This window comes from Acinetobacter sp. YH12021 (genome assembly GCF_013420145.1).
Lineage (GTDB): Bacteria > Pseudomonadota > Gammaproteobacteria > Pseudomonadales > Moraxellaceae > Acinetobacter > Acinetobacter towneri.
Map to the genome: position 1 here is coordinate 96,145 of NZ_VOYT01000004.1, position 14,520 is coordinate 110,664.

General features: G+C 41.7%; 13 protein-coding genes. 11 read left to right on the top strand and 2 right to left on the bottom strand.

What is annotated here, in order from left to right; all coding sequences use genetic code 11:
- Window positions 1-17 precede the first annotated feature (17 nt).
- From tadA to pyrF, 7 genes are all read left to right on the top strand, one after another.
- The gene (gene tadA, locus FTT91_RS05590) at window positions 18-509 is read left to right on the top strand and encodes a tRNA adenosine(34) deaminase TadA (RefSeq protein WP_004976782.1); all 492 of its coding nucleotides are present in this window, start codon (window positions 18-20) and stop codon (window positions 507-509) included.
- Between the two features lie 101 nt (window positions 510-610).
- Window positions 611-1,042 (top strand): SRPBCC family protein, encoded by a 432-nt coding sequence (locus FTT91_RS05595; protein WP_180169115.1) that lies wholly within the window; start codon window positions 611-613, stop codon window positions 1,040-1,042.
- 16 nt (window positions 1,043-1,058) lie between these two features.
- A complete protein-coding gene (gene cmk / locus FTT91_RS05600; RefSeq protein WP_154320795.1) occupies window positions 1,059-1,751 on the top strand; it encodes a (d)CMP kinase in 693 nt (230 codons plus the stop codon).
- A gap of 119 nt (window positions 1,752-1,870) precedes the next feature.
- Window positions 1,871-3,547, top strand: a complete 1,677-nt coding sequence (gene rpsA, locus FTT91_RS05605; RefSeq protein WP_004976774.1) for a 30S ribosomal protein S1 — start codon at window positions 1,871-1,873, stop codon at window positions 3,545-3,547.
- Window positions 3,548-3,706: 159 nt separating this feature from the next.
- Window positions 3,707-4,012, top strand: a complete 306-nt coding sequence (locus tag FTT91_RS05610) for an integration host factor subunit beta (RefSeq protein WP_004976773.1) — start codon at window positions 3,707-3,709, stop codon at window positions 4,010-4,012.
- 17 nt (window positions 4,013-4,029) lie between these two features.
- A complete protein-coding gene (locus tag FTT91_RS05615; protein WP_004976771.1) occupies window positions 4,030-4,395 on the top strand; it encodes a lipopolysaccharide assembly protein LapA domain-containing protein in 366 nt (121 codons plus the stop codon).
- A gap of 182 nt (window positions 4,396-4,577) precedes the next feature.
- Window positions 4,578-5,258, top strand: a complete 681-nt coding sequence (gene pyrF / locus FTT91_RS05620; RefSeq protein ID WP_178867766.1) for an orotidine-5'-phosphate decarboxylase — start codon at window positions 4,578-4,580, stop codon at window positions 5,256-5,258.
- A gap of 121 nt (window positions 5,259-5,379) precedes the next feature.
- On the opposite strand, the gene FTT91_RS05625 is transcribed toward pyrF, so the two are convergent.
- Entirely contained in the window at window positions 5,380-6,285 is a 906-nt protein-coding gene (locus FTT91_RS05625) for a lysine exporter LysO family protein (RefSeq protein WP_026438033.1), read from the bottom strand.
- Between the two features lie 67 nt (window positions 6,286-6,352).
- Entirely contained in the window at window positions 6,353-7,831 is a 1,479-nt protein-coding gene (locus FTT91_RS05630; RefSeq protein WP_180169116.1) for an NAD(P)/FAD-dependent oxidoreductase, read from the bottom strand.
- Window positions 7,832-8,000: 169 nt separating this feature from the next.
- On the opposite strand from FTT91_RS05630, the gene FTT91_RS05635 reads away from it, so the two are divergent.
- The 4 genes from FTT91_RS05635 (at window position 8,001) to FTT91_RS05650 (ending at window position 14,418) form a co-directional block, all read left to right on the top strand.
- Window positions 8,001-9,008: an AraC family transcriptional regulator gene (locus FTT91_RS05635; protein WP_165492532.1), complete on the top strand. Its 1,008-nt coding sequence runs from the start codon at window positions 8,001-8,003 to the stop codon at window positions 9,006-9,008.
- 89 nt (window positions 9,009-9,097) lie between these two features.
- Window positions 9,098-10,252, top strand: coding sequence for a cell division protein ZapE (gene zapE, locus FTT91_RS05640; RefSeq protein WP_004976758.1), 1,155 nt, complete (start codon window positions 9,098-9,100; stop codon window positions 10,250-10,252).
- 358 nt (window positions 10,253-10,610) lie between these two features.
- Window positions 10,611-12,776 carry a malate synthase G gene (locus FTT91_RS05645; protein ID WP_180169117.1) on the top strand — a complete coding sequence of 722 codons (2,166 nt, stop codon included), beginning with the start codon at window positions 10,611-10,613 and terminating at the stop codon, window positions 12,774-12,776.
- 199 nt (window positions 12,777-12,975) lie between these two features.
- Window positions 12,976-14,418 carry an aldehyde dehydrogenase family protein gene (locus FTT91_RS05650; protein ID WP_180169118.1) on the top strand — a complete coding sequence of 481 codons (1,443 nt, stop codon included), beginning with the start codon at window positions 12,976-12,978 and terminating at the stop codon, window positions 14,416-14,418.
- The last annotated feature ends 102 nt before the right edge of the window (window positions 14,419-14,520 follow it).

A 14,520-nucleotide genomic window follows, 5' to 3' on the forward strand; every position in this document is an offset into this window, starting at 1 on the left:
TTTTTACTCATATTTAAATGTCAGAACAGAACTATAGTGATGAAGACTGGATGCAGCTTGCCTATGCGCAGGCTGCTTTGGCTGCAGCACAGGGGGAAATTCCTGTGGGGGCTGTCATCGTTAGTCAAAATCAAGTGATTGGCGCGGGTTATAACGCGCCTATTTCCTTACACGACGCAACCGCACATGCCGAAATTGTGGCAATCCGTGCAGCATGTGATCATATTCAAAATTATCGTTTACCTGAAGATGCCACGCTTTATGTCACACTGGAGCCTTGTACCATGTGTGTGGGTGCGCTCATTCATGCGCGAATCAAACGTGTGGTATTTGGAGCAACTGAACCCAAAGCCGGCTCATTGATCAGTGCTAGAAAGCTTTTAGAGTCAGGCTATTACAATCATATTTTTGAGTATCAATCAGGTTGTTTAGAGCAGCAATGTTCAGCCCAGTTGAGTGATTTTTTTAAGATGCGCCGTGCGCAAAAGAAACAACAAAAGCAGCAATAGTTGATAAATGACCTCCATGATCAAAACCAGTTCTGAGTTTTAGGCTTGATTTGCGTTAAACTAAATCAAACACAACATAGCATTCATCATCAGGGCAAACCATGCACGCTATTCAAATTAAAAAAGAATTTAATGCGCCAGTTGCGCAAGTATTTGAATTACTTTCTAAACATGTAACTTATAATATTGCATTTGCACCAATGCAAGTGGTGCGCATTAAAGACTCTGCTGACCCTGAACGTCCAGATGGTGTAGGTTCGGTGCGTCGTATGGGGATTGGGCCAATTAAACCTTTGCAAGAGCAAATTACCGTGCTTGAACCGAATCAGCGGATTGAATATAAAATCATTAAAAATCCATTGATCAAACATCATTTGGGTACCATTGAATTTCAGCAAGTGGCAGATCACAAAACCTTGGTCACGTATAGCATTGAGCTACAAGCGCGAGTTCCGTTTGTGAGCAAAGCTATTCTTGCGCAGTTGAAAACTGCAATTAAAATTGGTTTATCCAAACTCGCAAAATCTCTCTAATCATTTCGGAAACAGCATGACGGTTCAAATTATTACCATTGATGGCCCTAGCGGTTCAGGTAAAGGCACACTCGCGGCAAAATTGGCAGCATATTATCAGTTTCATTTACTCGACTCTGGTGCGTTGTATCGTTTGTTGGGTTTGGCGTTACATAAGCAGAATTTGCTAGATCAACTTGATACTGAACTGAGTCAATGCGTTGCCATTGCAACACAGCTCAATATTCAATTTGTGACCCAGCCAGATGGCACACAAGTGTTGCTTGATGGTGAAGATGTCACGCAAACCATACGTACCGAACGTGTGGGGGAATATGCCTCAAAAGTTGCGGCAGTACCTGAATTGCGCACAGCATTACTTGCACGTCAGCATGCCTTTGCCCAAGCACCAGGCTTGGTTGCAGATGGACGCGATATGGCGACCAGTATTTTCCCAAATGCGCAGGCTAAAATTTATTTAACTGCTTCGGCAGAGTCACGTGCACAAAGACGAGTAAAACAGTTGCAGGGTATGGGGCTGGATGCTAAAATAAGCGACATTTTAGCGAATATACAGGCTCGCGACAAACGAGACATGGAGCGCACAGTTGCTCCGCTCAAGCCCGCAGAAGATGCTTACATCATTGATAGTTCTGAGTTGAACATTGATGAAGTGTTTGCATTAATGACGGCTTATGTCGATCAGAAGCTTGCTATTTGCCGCGCTTAACCGCGTGAAATAAACCTATTCAGCGAACGCATAGCTTGATCAGTTCTATACGGACTATGTAGACGCTTAACTAAACCGGCCTTGTCTGATCCAAGACCGCTGACTTTATCAGGTATATCATGACCGAATCTTTTGCAGCCCTCTTTGAAGAAAGCGAATTAAACCTCAACGTTGAAAAGGGTGCTGTCATCCAAGGCGTTGTAGTAAGCATCGACTCTGACTGGGTAACAGTTGATACTGGCCTTAAATCAGAAGGCGTTGTTGACCGCGCTGAATTCTTAAACGAACAACGCGAACTTGAAGTTCAAGTTGGTGACACCGTTGATGTTGTTGTTGAAGCACTTGACAACGGTATGGGCCAAACTGTTTTATCACGTGAAAAAGCGAAACGTGCTGAAACTTGGACTAAACTTGAAAAAATCTTTGAAGACGGCGAAATCGTTACTGGTGTTATCTCTGGTAAAGTTAAAGGCGGTTTCACTGTAGACATCGGTCCAGTTCGTGCGTTCTTACCAGGTTCTTTGGTAGACACTCGTCCTATCCGTGACACAACTCACCTTGAAGGTAAAGAGTTAGAGTTCAAAGTTATCAAACTTGATGCTAAACGTAACAACGTTGTTGTATCTCGTCGTGCAGTTATGGAAGCTGAATCTTCAGCTGACCGTGAAGCGCTTCTTGCTCAGCTTGAAGAAGGTCAAACTGTTACTGGTACGATTAAGAACCTTACTGACTACGGTGCATTCGTTGACCTTGGCGGTATTGACGGTCTTCTTCACATCACTGACATGGCTTGGAAACGTATCAAGCATCCATCAGAAGTGGTTGAAGTGGGTCAAGAAGTTACTGTTAAAGTACTTAAATTTGACAAAGAGCGTAACCGCGTATCTTTAGGTCTTAAGCAATTAGGCGAAGATCCATGGTTAGCGATCATGAGCCGTTATCCTAAAGGTTCTATCGTTAAAGCTCGCGTAACAAACTTAACTGACTACGGCTGTTTCGCAGAAATCGCTGAAGGCGTTGAAGGTTTAGTACACGTTTCAGAAATGGACCACACTAACAAAAACATCCACCCATCTAAAGTTGTTCAGATTGGTGACGAAGTTGACGTTATGGTTCTTGAAGTGGACGAAGAGCGTCGTCGTATTTCTCTTGGTATCAAACAAACTCGTGCTAACCCATGGGAAGAGTTTGCTAAGAACCACGACAAAGGTGAAAAAGTTTCAGGTACAATCAAGTCAATCACTGACTTCGGTATCTTCATCGGTTTACCAGGCGGTATCGATGGCCTAGTTCACTTGTCTGACATTTCTTGGAACGAGCAAGGCGAAGAAGCTATTCGTCGTTACAAGAAAGGTGACACTGTTGAAGCGGTTATCCTTTCTGTAGACGCTGAAGGCAACCGTATCAGCCTTGGTATCAAGCAATTGAACAGCGATCCATTCAACGATTTCTTAGCTGCTAACGAACGTGGTGCTTTGGTTAAAGGTACTGTAACTGCTGTTGATGCTCGTGGCGCAACTGTTAAGTTAGCTGACGAAGTTGAAGCAACACTTAAAGCATCTGAAATCAACCGTGATCGCGTTGAAGATGCAACTAAGTTCTTGGAAGTTGGTCAAGAAGTTGAAGCGAAAATCATCAACGTAGACCGTAAATCTCGCTCTATCAACTTGTCTATCAAAGCGAAAGACGAAGCTGAAGAGAAAGAAGCTGTTGCTAACTTGAAAACTGCAACTAGCGGTCAAGACAATGGTCCTAAGACAATTGGTGACTTGATCAAAGCTCAAATGGGCAACTAAGTTGCGGGTAAACTGTATGGTTAATGTAAATTAGCACATACTTTTTACACAAATACTGTAAACGGTAGCGTAGTATTCAATTATTACGCTACCGTTTTGTATTTAAACAGGTTATTATCAGTTTAGGTAAAAGTAGCTTGATAATTAAAGAGGTCGCAGATGACTACTGAAGCACTTAATAAGTCTGATTTGATAGAACGAATTGCTTTGAAAAATCCACATTTGGCTGAGCCATTGGTGGAAGAAGCTGTGAAGATCATGATTGATCAAATGATTGCATCACTATCGGCAGATAACCGAATTGAAATTCGTGGATTCGGTAGTTTTGCATTGCATCACCGTGAACCACGTGTAGGTCGTAACCCAAAAACAGGTAAGTCTGTAGAAGTTGCGGCTAAAGCTGTACCGCACTTTAAACCGGGTAAAGCACTACGTGATGCAGTAAACGAGTCTGTAAATAAATAAAATTCCTAGGGGTGTTTATGCGTTACGTTCTAGTCGCTATTCTAGTTATTCTATTTGGATATTCTCTGGCATTGGTTTTGCAAAACGGCACTGAACTTTCAGTTGACCTGTTATTTACTCAAGTGCCTGCAATGCGTTTGGGTCTATTGCTACTGATTACATTGGCACTTGGTTTGGTGCTAGGGTTATTGTTGGGCGTGCAGGTTTTCCGTGTATTCCAAAATAGTTGGGAAATTAAGCGACTACGTAAAGATATTGAATACCTACGCAAAGAGCAAATTCATGCAGCTCAACTGGCTGCTGCTGAAGCTGCTGCGCATACTCGTCATGAAAAAACGGTATTAGATGTGCATACTGAAGATCGTTCTTCTAATGCACTTTAATTTGCTCTGTTGAGCGAATTGATCATCAACACCTCAAGGTTATCTTGGGGTGTTTTTTTATGTGTGCCTTTGACGAATGGCTGATTATCGCTGCGATGGGGGATAAGCTGTCTTTTTGACTATCTGCTTGGCACGAATCACTTTATAATAGCGACTCTTTGTCAAATCCATAGGTAATTCTCTTGAGTATCATTGTTGCCCTCGATGCTAAAAGCCAATATGACGCCTTAACCATTGCAGAACAATTAGACCCTGCATTATGTCGAGTAAAAGTTGGTAAAGAGTTATTTACCCATGAAGGTCCTGCAGTCGTGAAAGCCTTGCATGACAAAGGTTTTGAGGTTTTTCTAGATTTGAAATTTCACGATATTCCAAATACAACGGCTCAGGCTGTATGTGCTGCAGCAGATTTAGGCGTATGGATGGTCAACGTGCATGCCTCAGGTGGTCGTAAAATGATGGAAACCTGTGTGGAGCGTTTAAAAGCAGGGAATTATCAGACTCAACTTATTGCAGTGACTGTACTAACCTCTATGGGGCGTGAAGATTTAAAAGATTTAGGTTTAGATATTGAGCCTTTTGAGCAAGTTCAGCGTTTAGCTAAACTCACTCAAGAAAGTGGTTTAGATGGTGTGGTGTGTTCTGCGCAAGAAGCCAAAATGTTGCGTGAAATCTTAGGGCAGAATTTTGCCTTAGTAACTCCAGGGATTCGTCCTGAAGGCTCAAATGCCGATGATCAAAAACGTATTGTGACTCCCAAACAAGCTATGCTGGATGGTTCTACGCATTTGGTGATTGGTCGTCCAATTACAAAATCTGAAAATCCACGTCAGACTTTGAAAGATATTTTAGCGACGCTTTAATTTTACTATCGCTGACTCTCTAAAAGGGAGATAAGCCCTCTCTCTAACTCTCGCCTAAATAGAGCGCAAACCCTCTCTCCAACTCTCTCCCAGAGGGAGAGAGGACAATTGTTGATTCTTTTTAAATAGCAGCCAATACACTTACAGCAATGGGTGCAAGGATTGACAATACAAATCCACTGACCATGGCATGTGGAATAAAATCGTTGCCACAGGCTTGTTTTACCATGGGCAAAGTGACGTCCATGGCAGTTGCGCCTGCGGCAGAAATTGCAGCACGTGGATAACGCCATCCCAAAATATACATCAGCAATATCGCAAAAATCTCTCTGAATAAATCATTCATTAACGCAATACTACCCAATTCGGCATTGCGAAGTTCCGACACCACAATCCCGCTCATGGAATAAAATCCATAACCTTGTGAGAGCATAAGCAAATCTTGTAGAGCGATGGGGAGCCAAAGTGCGCAAAGTAGTACCCCAGCAATAGAACCGGAAATACAGCCTACAGGTACCATCAAAATTTTCCAATTCAGCCAAGAACGATCTAAAGGCGAATAAGCGAGATCGAGTCCAATCATCCACATAAACAGCAACAGTAAATACCAAGTGTTGATCTGAACTTGGAAATCCATAGCACTAAAAAGTAGATGCAGCACGTAGCCTGCCAAAAGTGCAAAAAAGGCATAACTGATGTTGATGCAGGATTGAATCAACAACTGTAATGAAACTTTGCCTTGCGTTGCTTGCAGCCCCAAACCTTTGTAAAGCAAATAACAACACAGAAAAGCACCAATTGATGTAGCAAATGCAATCTGTAAAGCTGTAGATAGAATATGCGATGGCTGCTGTAGTGAACCGAGCGTTTGTGAAAATTCCATCGCAATTGCAATTAGCAGGATATAGCTAAAATATGGAAGCAGTTGAAACGCAATTTTTTCGATTATTCGAGGGAGGCGTTTTGCCAGTACAAAGCCTAGACATAAACAGCAGAGTAATTGGAAAATCAGCCAAAGAGATTGCATGAGATCAACAGGTGGGAGATAGATAAAAACCTGTTGATTATGCCAGTTTGCTTTTAAAAGCGGAAATTTATGCCGCTTTACTGATTAATCTGAAATCACTCGGATGCAGCGACTTGGTTTTTAGCCAATATTTCCAAGTATAGGTTGGCCAAAGTGCAAAGTTTTTTCCACCATCTTGTTGATACCAACTTACACAGCCAGATTGCCAAACCGTGTTATTTAGCATGTCTTGCACATCGTGGTTAAATTGATCTTGTACTTGATCTTTTACTACAATTGCATTGCTCTGTGATTGTGCCACCAAATCCATCATTTGCAGAATGTAATCGACTTGCGATTCGATCATAAAAATAACCGAGTTATGCGCCAAAACTGTATTTGGCCCAAGCAACTGAAACAGGTTCGGAAAACCTTTGTGGCTAATGCCGTAATAGCTTTCTGCGCCATCTTTCCATGCCTGTTTTAATTCAACGCCATGTTCACCAATGCAGCTAAATGGCTGTAGATAGATACGCGGATCGGTAATAAAGCCTGTGCCATAAATCAGACAATCAATTTTTCGCATTTTACCATCTTTGGTGATGATGCTGTCTGCAGTCAATTCCTGTATTGCATCAGTCACTAATTCGACGTTGTCACGGTTAAAAGTTGGGAAGTATTTATTGGACACTAAAATACGTTTACATCCCATAATGTAGTCAGGCGTGAGTTTTTGTGCCAATTGTTTGTCTTTGACCTGAAAACGAATAAAGGCTTCTGCCAGTTTTTGGGTATATTTCATCACGCTAGGTTGCATGATTGGAATTGCACGTGATTCATTCGACCAATACAAACGCGCACGATGCAACTTTCTAAACCGGTCTGCTTGTTTAAACAGTTTTTTCTCAATATTCAGATATTTGCGTTCATCTCGTGGAATGACCCATGCAGCTGTACGTTGCATGACATATAACTGTTTAACTTGAGGTGCAATTTCAGGAATGTATTGAATCGCGCTGCCGCCTGTGCCAATAGATGCCACAACTTTGCTATTTAAGTTGTATTGATGATCCCATTGAGACGAGTGAAAAACCTTGCCCTGAAACTTTTCAATGCCTTTAATGTGCGGGATTTGTGGCACATGCAGTGGGCCAGAAGCAAAGACTAAATATTGGCAACTCAATTGTCTGCCATCTTTTAACGCAACATGCCATACACAGTCTTTTTCATGGTATTCGGTATGCACCACTTCGCTGTTAAATTGGCAATATTCGCGCAGATTAAACTGTTGCACCACATCTTGAATATACTGAAAAATTTCTGGTGCTTCGGCATAGCGTTTTGACCAGTCAGTTTTGGGTGCAAATGACAATGAATACAGATGCGACTGCACATCACAAGCCGCGCCAGGGTATTGATTTTCACGCCAAGTACCACCCACTTCATTAGACTTTTCTAAAATCACAAAGTTATGAATGTTGCGTTGTAGCAAACGAATCGCCATGGCTAATCCACCAAAGCCTGCGCCAATAATTGCGACTTGATAATGAGCTGCTGCATCCTGCATGAAGACATCCTTATATTTATTTTGTTTGACTTGAGTTTGTTTGAGTCAGGATAGAATAAGCCAGCATGTGGTAACATGATCGTGCTGACATAAAAATTGATATTTTCGGCAATTTCTATCTGTGGATGAATCGGGTAAAAAGGATATTCCGTTTCGCACTGTTCATTTTATGAAAAGATCCATACTTGGCTTAATGTATTTAATACAAGGCATGCGTAAAGCAGGCGTTGATGTCGATGCAAAATTGCAAAGTATCGGCTTGCGTGCAGATGCGCTGGATACCAGTTCAATTATTCATCCGAGTTTGGAATGGGATATTCTCAAAGTCATTGGTGAAGATGTAGAGCCTGAAATGGGGCTGTTTATTGGACAGCATTATGCTTTGGCAGGTTATGGTCCTTTACTGATGTTATTGGTGACCAGTCCAGATATTGCCACTGCATTAGAAAAAGGGATTCAATATCAGGGATTGACGCATTTAAGCGGGAAACTGAGTTTGCAACATAGCACGCGACATATTGCCTTGTGTTATCAACCCAATGATTTACATAGTAGTTTAGGTGTATTGCGTGCGCAGTGTGAAATTTCAGGCACGTTCAAATTTATTCAAGACCTATATAAAATGATGGGAATGAGTGCGCCACGTATTCGCATAGAATTGCCATTTGCACAGCCGCAGCAAAGTGAAGTTTTGCAAACTTTTTATGATTATTACGGTCAAGATATTGTTTTTAATCAACCCCAAGCAGCGTTTTGGTTTGATGATGCAGTTCTCACAGCACGTATTCCATCTGCCGATGCAGTCACTTTTAGTAGTTATGAAGCCAAATGCGTGATTGAGTTAGAGCGACTTAAACTCGAAGATGATGCGCCTTCGGTGGTACAGCGCGTAAAAGATTATTTGGAATTACAACAAGGCAGTATGCCGAGCATGGCAGAAACAGCACATGCTTTGCAAATTCCTGAACGGACATTGCGCCATCAACTGCAACAATTGAACACTAGTTACAAACAAATTCGTGAAGATCTTATCAAAGATAAAGCATTGCGATTAATTGAATATCAGGAATATTCAATTGAAATGATTGCAGAGTTACTTGGTTATTCAGAGCCTGCGGCATTTAACCATGCCTTTAAACGGTGGTTTGGACAAAGTCCACGCCAATATACAAAATAGCCTAAGTATTTTGCAAACTATGCCAAAGTGCTATATCTCGTGATTCGATCTTCGTTATAATCTATTTGCCCAAATAAGTACTGATGAATATGTCTGATTTTAATTCGCCACAAACCACAGCCTTTACTCCATTATCGCCTGCGGAGCGTTATGCACAAGCGTTAGCCTCTGGACAATTTATGCCAGATGATGCGCAGGCGCAGGCTGTACACGAACTTGAGCGTGTGTGGCAGGAATTAATTCAACGCTATAAAGCATCAAAAAAAGCGTTCCGCCGTTTCCGCCGCCAAACAGCACCACAGGGTGTTTATATGTGGGGTGGTGTAGGTCGTGGTAAAACATGGCTCATGGATCAGTTTTACGACTCGATTCCATTTAGACGTAAAACACGTATGCACTTTCACCACTTTATGCAGCATGTGCATCGTGAACTGAACAAACTTTCAGGGCAGCGTAACCCGCTCGATTCTGTTGCAGACCAAATTTATAAAGATGCAGTGGTGATTTGTTTCGATGAATTTTTCGTATCTAACGTGACTGATGCGATGATTCTGAGTGACTTGTTCCAAAAATTATTCCATCGTGGCATTACTTTGGTGGCAACATCTAACATCGCCCCAGACGGTTTATATAAAAATGGTATCCATCGAGATCGTTTTATTCCAACCATTGAAATGGTCAAAAAACATTGCCAAGTGCTAAATGTCGATGCTGGTGTAGATTATCGCTTACGTGTTTTGAAACAGGCGCAATTATTTAAATCGCCTTTAACGCATGATAATCAAAACTGGATGGCACAGCGTTTCAGTGCTTTGAGTAATACACAACATTATTCTTCTGAGCCAATTATTATCAACCAACGTATTGTTGAAACAATTGCGCATACTGAAGATGTGTTGTGGTGTGAATTTTCAGAACTGTGCTTTAAACCGCGTAGTCCTGCAGACTTTATTGAAATTGCCAACATCTACAACACGGTTTTGGTGAGCAATGTACCGCATTTAACAGACTTCTTGTCTGAAGGAACACGTCGTTTTATTTATTTGGTCGATGAATTTTATGATCGTGGTGTCAAGTTATTACTGACTTCTGAAGATTCGATTATTGAAATTTATCAGGGCGAAAAACTGGCATTTGAAATTGAACGCACACGTTCACGTTTATTGGAAATGCAGTCTGATGATTACTTAAATGAAGAACATCGACAGATACAGGCCACCGAAGCCAAACATCAAATCAGTTGATCTTTTAAGCGCCTAGAACTAGGCGCTTTTTTATGATAGAAAAGATGTGACTGTTGGTTTTATCGACATTTTGTCATAAACATGGCTTAATCTTGAAGGGTTGCAATAAGACTGACGTCGATTTTTACAACAAAATCTGAACTTAAGTCTAATTTCGACATTTCAAAAACTTTATACACTGTAAAAGTGTATTTAGATGAGTAATAGTGTCGTGTTTCTGATCAGGATTTATGATGATTGTTGTCATTCATCTTGTAATAAATGATCGTTATTTTGAAATGTGATAATACTATTCAGCTAAATATAAATCAGTATACTAGAATCTCTTGTATAAAAAGTAGCAATATCAGGAAAGACAATGACTGCACGTATTCAAAAAGGCAAGTTAGCGATTGCTAAAGAACTTTACGATTTCATCGAAAATGAAGCATTACCAGGTTCTGGTTTGGACAGTGATACATACTGGAAAAACTTTGAGCAAGTCGTTGTCGATCTTAGCCCTAAGAACAAAACATTACTCGCAAAGCGTGATGAGCTTCAGGCTAAAATTGATGAATGGCACCGCAATAATACATTTGAATTAGAAGCTTACAAAGCTTTCTTGACTGAAATTGGCTACTTATTACCAGAAGTAGAAGATTTTCAAATTACCACCGAAAATGTTGATGAAGAAATCGCATTATTGGCTGGTCCACAGCTCGTAGTACCTGTACGTAACGCACGTTATTGCTTGAACGCAGCAAACGCACGTTGGGGTTCGTTATATGACGCACTTTACGGTTTTGACGTTATTTCTGAAGAAAATGGCGCAGAAAAAGGTAAAGGCTACAACCCAGTTCGTGGTGAAAAAGTAATTGCATTCGCGAAAAACTTCTTAAATGAAACTTTCCCATTGGCGCAAGGTTCACATGCCGACGCGACTCAATATGCTGTAGAAGCAAACAAACTTGTTGTTCGCCTAAAAGATGGTTCTACAACAACTGTTGCGGATAGCTCTAAATTCGTTGGTTACAATGGCGAAGCTTCTGCACCAACTGAAATCGTACTGAAAAATAACGGCCTGCACGCAATCATCCAGATTGATGCAAACAGCCCAATTGGACAGACAGATGCAGCTGGCGTGAAAGATGTTGTGCTTGAAGCGGCTGTAACGACGATTCAAGACTTGGAAGACTCTGTTGCAGCAGTTGATGCTGAAGAAAAAGTTGAAGGCTACCGTAACTGGTTAGGCTTGATGAAAGGTACGCTTGAAGAGTCTATCGAGAAAAATGGCAAGACCATTACCCGTAAACTAAATGCTGACCGCACCTTCAAAAATGTTGAAGGCGGTGAGACCAAGGTTCATGGCCGTTCATTGATGCTGCTTCGTAACGTGGGTCACTTGATGACAAACCCGGCGATTCTGGTCGATGGTGAAGAAATTTATGAAGGCATCATGGATGCATTGGTAACACCTCTGCTTACTGTGGCTGACATCCGTGGTGAAAACACGATCAAGAACTCGCGTAAAGGTTCAATGTACATCGTTAAGCCAAAAATGCACGGTCCAGAAGAAGTAGCATTTGCGGTTGAGCTGTTTGAACGTGCTGAACAAGCGCTTGGCTTACCTGCTAAAACCCTGAAAATCGGTATCATGGATGAAGAGCGTCGTACCTCTGTTAACCTGAAAAACTGTATTGCTCAGGCGAAAGACCGTACCATCTTTATTAACACCGGTTTCATGGATCGTACAGGTGATGAAATCCATACCTTCATGGAAGCAGGTCCATTTGTTCGTAAAGGCGAAATCAAAGGCCAAAAATGGTTCCCAGCTTACGAAAACCGTAACGTCATGGTAGGTCTACAAACAGGTCTACGTGGTAAAGCACAGATTGGTAAAGGCATGTGGCCAAAACCAGACATGCTGTTAGACATGTACAAAACCAAGACTGAACATCCTGAAGCAGGCGCAAGCTGTGCATGGGTTCCGTCTCCAACAGGTGCAGTGATTCACGCGATTCACTACCATCAAATTAATGTAGCAAACCGTCAGCAAGAATTGCTTGCAACTGAAGCATTGCCTTTAGATGATTTGTTAACTCCACCTCTTGCAACTGATACCAACTGGTCTGAAGAAGAGAAACTAAAAGAACTGGAAAATAACTGCCAAGGTATCTTGGGTTATGTCGTTCGTTGGGTTGATCTGGGTGTAGGTTGTTCTAAAGTTCCAGACATCAATGATGTGGGCCTGATGGAAGACCGTGCAACTTTACGTATTTCTTCTCAGCACGTTGCCAACTGGTTACGTCACGGAATTGTAACGCGTGAACAGGTTGAAGAAGTAATGCAGCGCATGGCGAAAATTGTAGATCAACAAAATGCTGATGATCCACTATACACGCCTATGTCTAACGACTTTGCTAATAACATTGCATTCCAAGCTGCATCTGACTTGATCTTCAAAGGTGGCGAGCAACCTTCTGGTTACACAGAGCCACTTTTACACGCAGCGCGTTTAAAGTTAAAAGGTTATACAGGTGATTAATCCTTTAGGATTTGATTTACTGATTGTGTAATACAAACAAATGAGCCTCTTCGGAGGCTTTTTTGTTGCCTGTATTTTGCTTATGGTTTTTTGAAAATTTTGCAGCTGAATAGTTACAGGATGTACTTGCTGCTAGAAAAACATCAAGCTGCGGAGTAGAGTGAAAGTCATATATAAAAAGTAGCGCAAGGACAAATACATGCCAGCATATCAAGATTTGAATCAACAATTTATTGGCGGCAAGTGGTCGGTTGGGACATCTACTAAAACCATTCCAAACTTGAATCCATATCATCAAACTACAATTTTTGAGATGCAGGGCGCCAGCGTGGTAGATGTTGATAGTGCCTATAGTACAGCGCAAAAAGCTTTTGATGAACAATTGATTCAATCCACAAGTCTGCGTCAATACATCATTAAGAACTTAGAGCAAGTCATTCAGCAACGACGCGAAGAAATTATCCAGTGGCTGATTGATGAGTCGGGCAGTACCCGTTTAAAAGCCAATATCGAAGTCGATGCTGCTTTAGGGATTATTCAAGAAGCTGCACAATTTCCCGAGCAAATGACCACGACGCAACTGGAAAGCAAAGATCCGAAAGTCCGTAGTGTTGTTTTGCGTAAACCTTTGGGTGTTATTGCTGTGATCAGTCCGTGGAATTTCCCTTTCCATTTGTCTATGCGTTCAGTGGTTACAGCGATTGCTTGTGGTAATAGTGTAGTGCTCAAACCTGCCAGTGATACGCCAGTCACAGGTGGAACTATACTCGGTAAACTGTTCGAAGAAGCAGACTTGCCTGCAGGCGTACTCAATGTGGTGGCGGGTGCGAGTCGTGAAATTGGTGATTACTTTGTTGAGCATGTAACTCCTAAAATGATTTCATTTACAGGCTCTACAGAAGTTGGACAGCATGTAGGGCAACTGGCCGTTGCGGGTGAGCATTTAAAACATGTCGCCTTAGAACTCGGTGGCAATGCACCTTTAGTCATTTTGGATGATGCAGATATAGATTTGGCCGTAGAACTAACTGTGATGGGGCGCTTTTTGCATCAAGGTCAAATTTGCATGAGTACCAATCGGGTAATTGTCGATCAGTCTATTTATGCAGCCTATCTTGAAAAATTGTTAGCAAGTGTGTCGCAATTAGTAGTAGGTGATCCGAATAAAAATGACACCTTGATTGGGCCAATTATTAATGCAGAACAGGTGAAAAAGCATCAGCATATTATTCAAAAAGCACAGGTGCAGGGTGCAGAATTGGTTTATGCGGGCGGGGTTACGGGGAACTTAGTTGCACCACATGTTTTTGTGAATGTCGCTGCCGATTCAGAAATTGTACAAAATGAAAGTTTTGGACCTATTTTACCGATTCTCAAAGCAGCAGATACCGCACATGCCTTACAGTTAGCGAACGATACACGCTATGGTTTATCTGCTGCTGTATGCACTACAAATGTAGAACGCGGTGCAGAATTTGCAGCACAGTTTGATGTTGGAATGACACATATTAATGGTATTACCGTTGCCGATCATGCCAATGCACCGTTTGGTGGTGAGAAAAACTCAGGCTTAGGTCGTTTTAATGGGCGCTGGATATTTGAAGAATTTACCCGCACGCATTGGCTGACATTGCCAGCTTAACGGTAATTATTTGTCCTGCGTTTTGTTTGAGTAAGAAGGAATGCGTGGGTGCGCACTTACTGTTCATGATCAAAACGCATAATGTAGTGCGTGTGTCTAATC

Bases quoted from the DNA above. Each gene is read 5' to 3' on its own strand.
- zapE (WP_004976758.1), top strand. From the start codon at position 9,098: ATGTCTGATTTTAATTCGCCACAAACCACAGCCTTTACTCCATTATCG.
- FTT91_RS05635 (WP_165492532.1), top strand. From the start codon at position 8,001: ATGAAAAGATCCATACTTGGCTTAATGTATTTAATACAAGGCATGCGT.
- FTT91_RS05650 (WP_180169118.1), top strand. From the start codon at position 12,976: ATGCCAGCATATCAAGATTTGAATCAACAATTTATTGGCGGCAAGTGG.
- FTT91_RS05645 (WP_180169117.1), top strand. From the start codon at position 10,611: ATGACTGCACGTATTCAAAAAGGCAAGTTAGCGATTGCTAAAGAACTT.
- tadA (WP_004976782.1), top strand. From the start codon at position 18: ATGTCAGAACAGAACTATAGTGATGAAGACTGGATGCAGCTTGCCTAT.
- FTT91_RS05610 (WP_004976773.1), top strand. From the start codon at position 3,707: ATGACTACTGAAGCACTTAATAAGTCTGATTTGATAGAACGAATTGCT.
- rpsA (WP_004976774.1), top strand. From the start codon at position 1,871: ATGACCGAATCTTTTGCAGCCCTCTTTGAAGAAAGCGAATTAAACCTC.
- FTT91_RS05625 (WP_026438033.1), bottom strand. From the start codon at position 6,285: ATGCAATCTCTTTGGCTGATTTTCCAATTACTCTGCTGTTTATGTCTA.
- FTT91_RS05615 (WP_004976771.1), top strand. From the start codon at position 4,030: ATGCGTTACGTTCTAGTCGCTATTCTAGTTATTCTATTTGGATATTCT.
- cmk (WP_154320795.1), top strand. From the start codon at position 1,059: ATGACGGTTCAAATTATTACCATTGATGGCCCTAGCGGTTCAGGTAAA.
- FTT91_RS05630 (WP_180169116.1), bottom strand. From the start codon at position 7,831: ATGCAGGATGCAGCAGCTCATTATCAAGTCGCAATTATTGGCGCAGGC.
- FTT91_RS05595 (WP_180169115.1), top strand. From the start codon at position 611: ATGCACGCTATTCAAATTAAAAAAGAATTTAATGCGCCAGTTGCGCAA.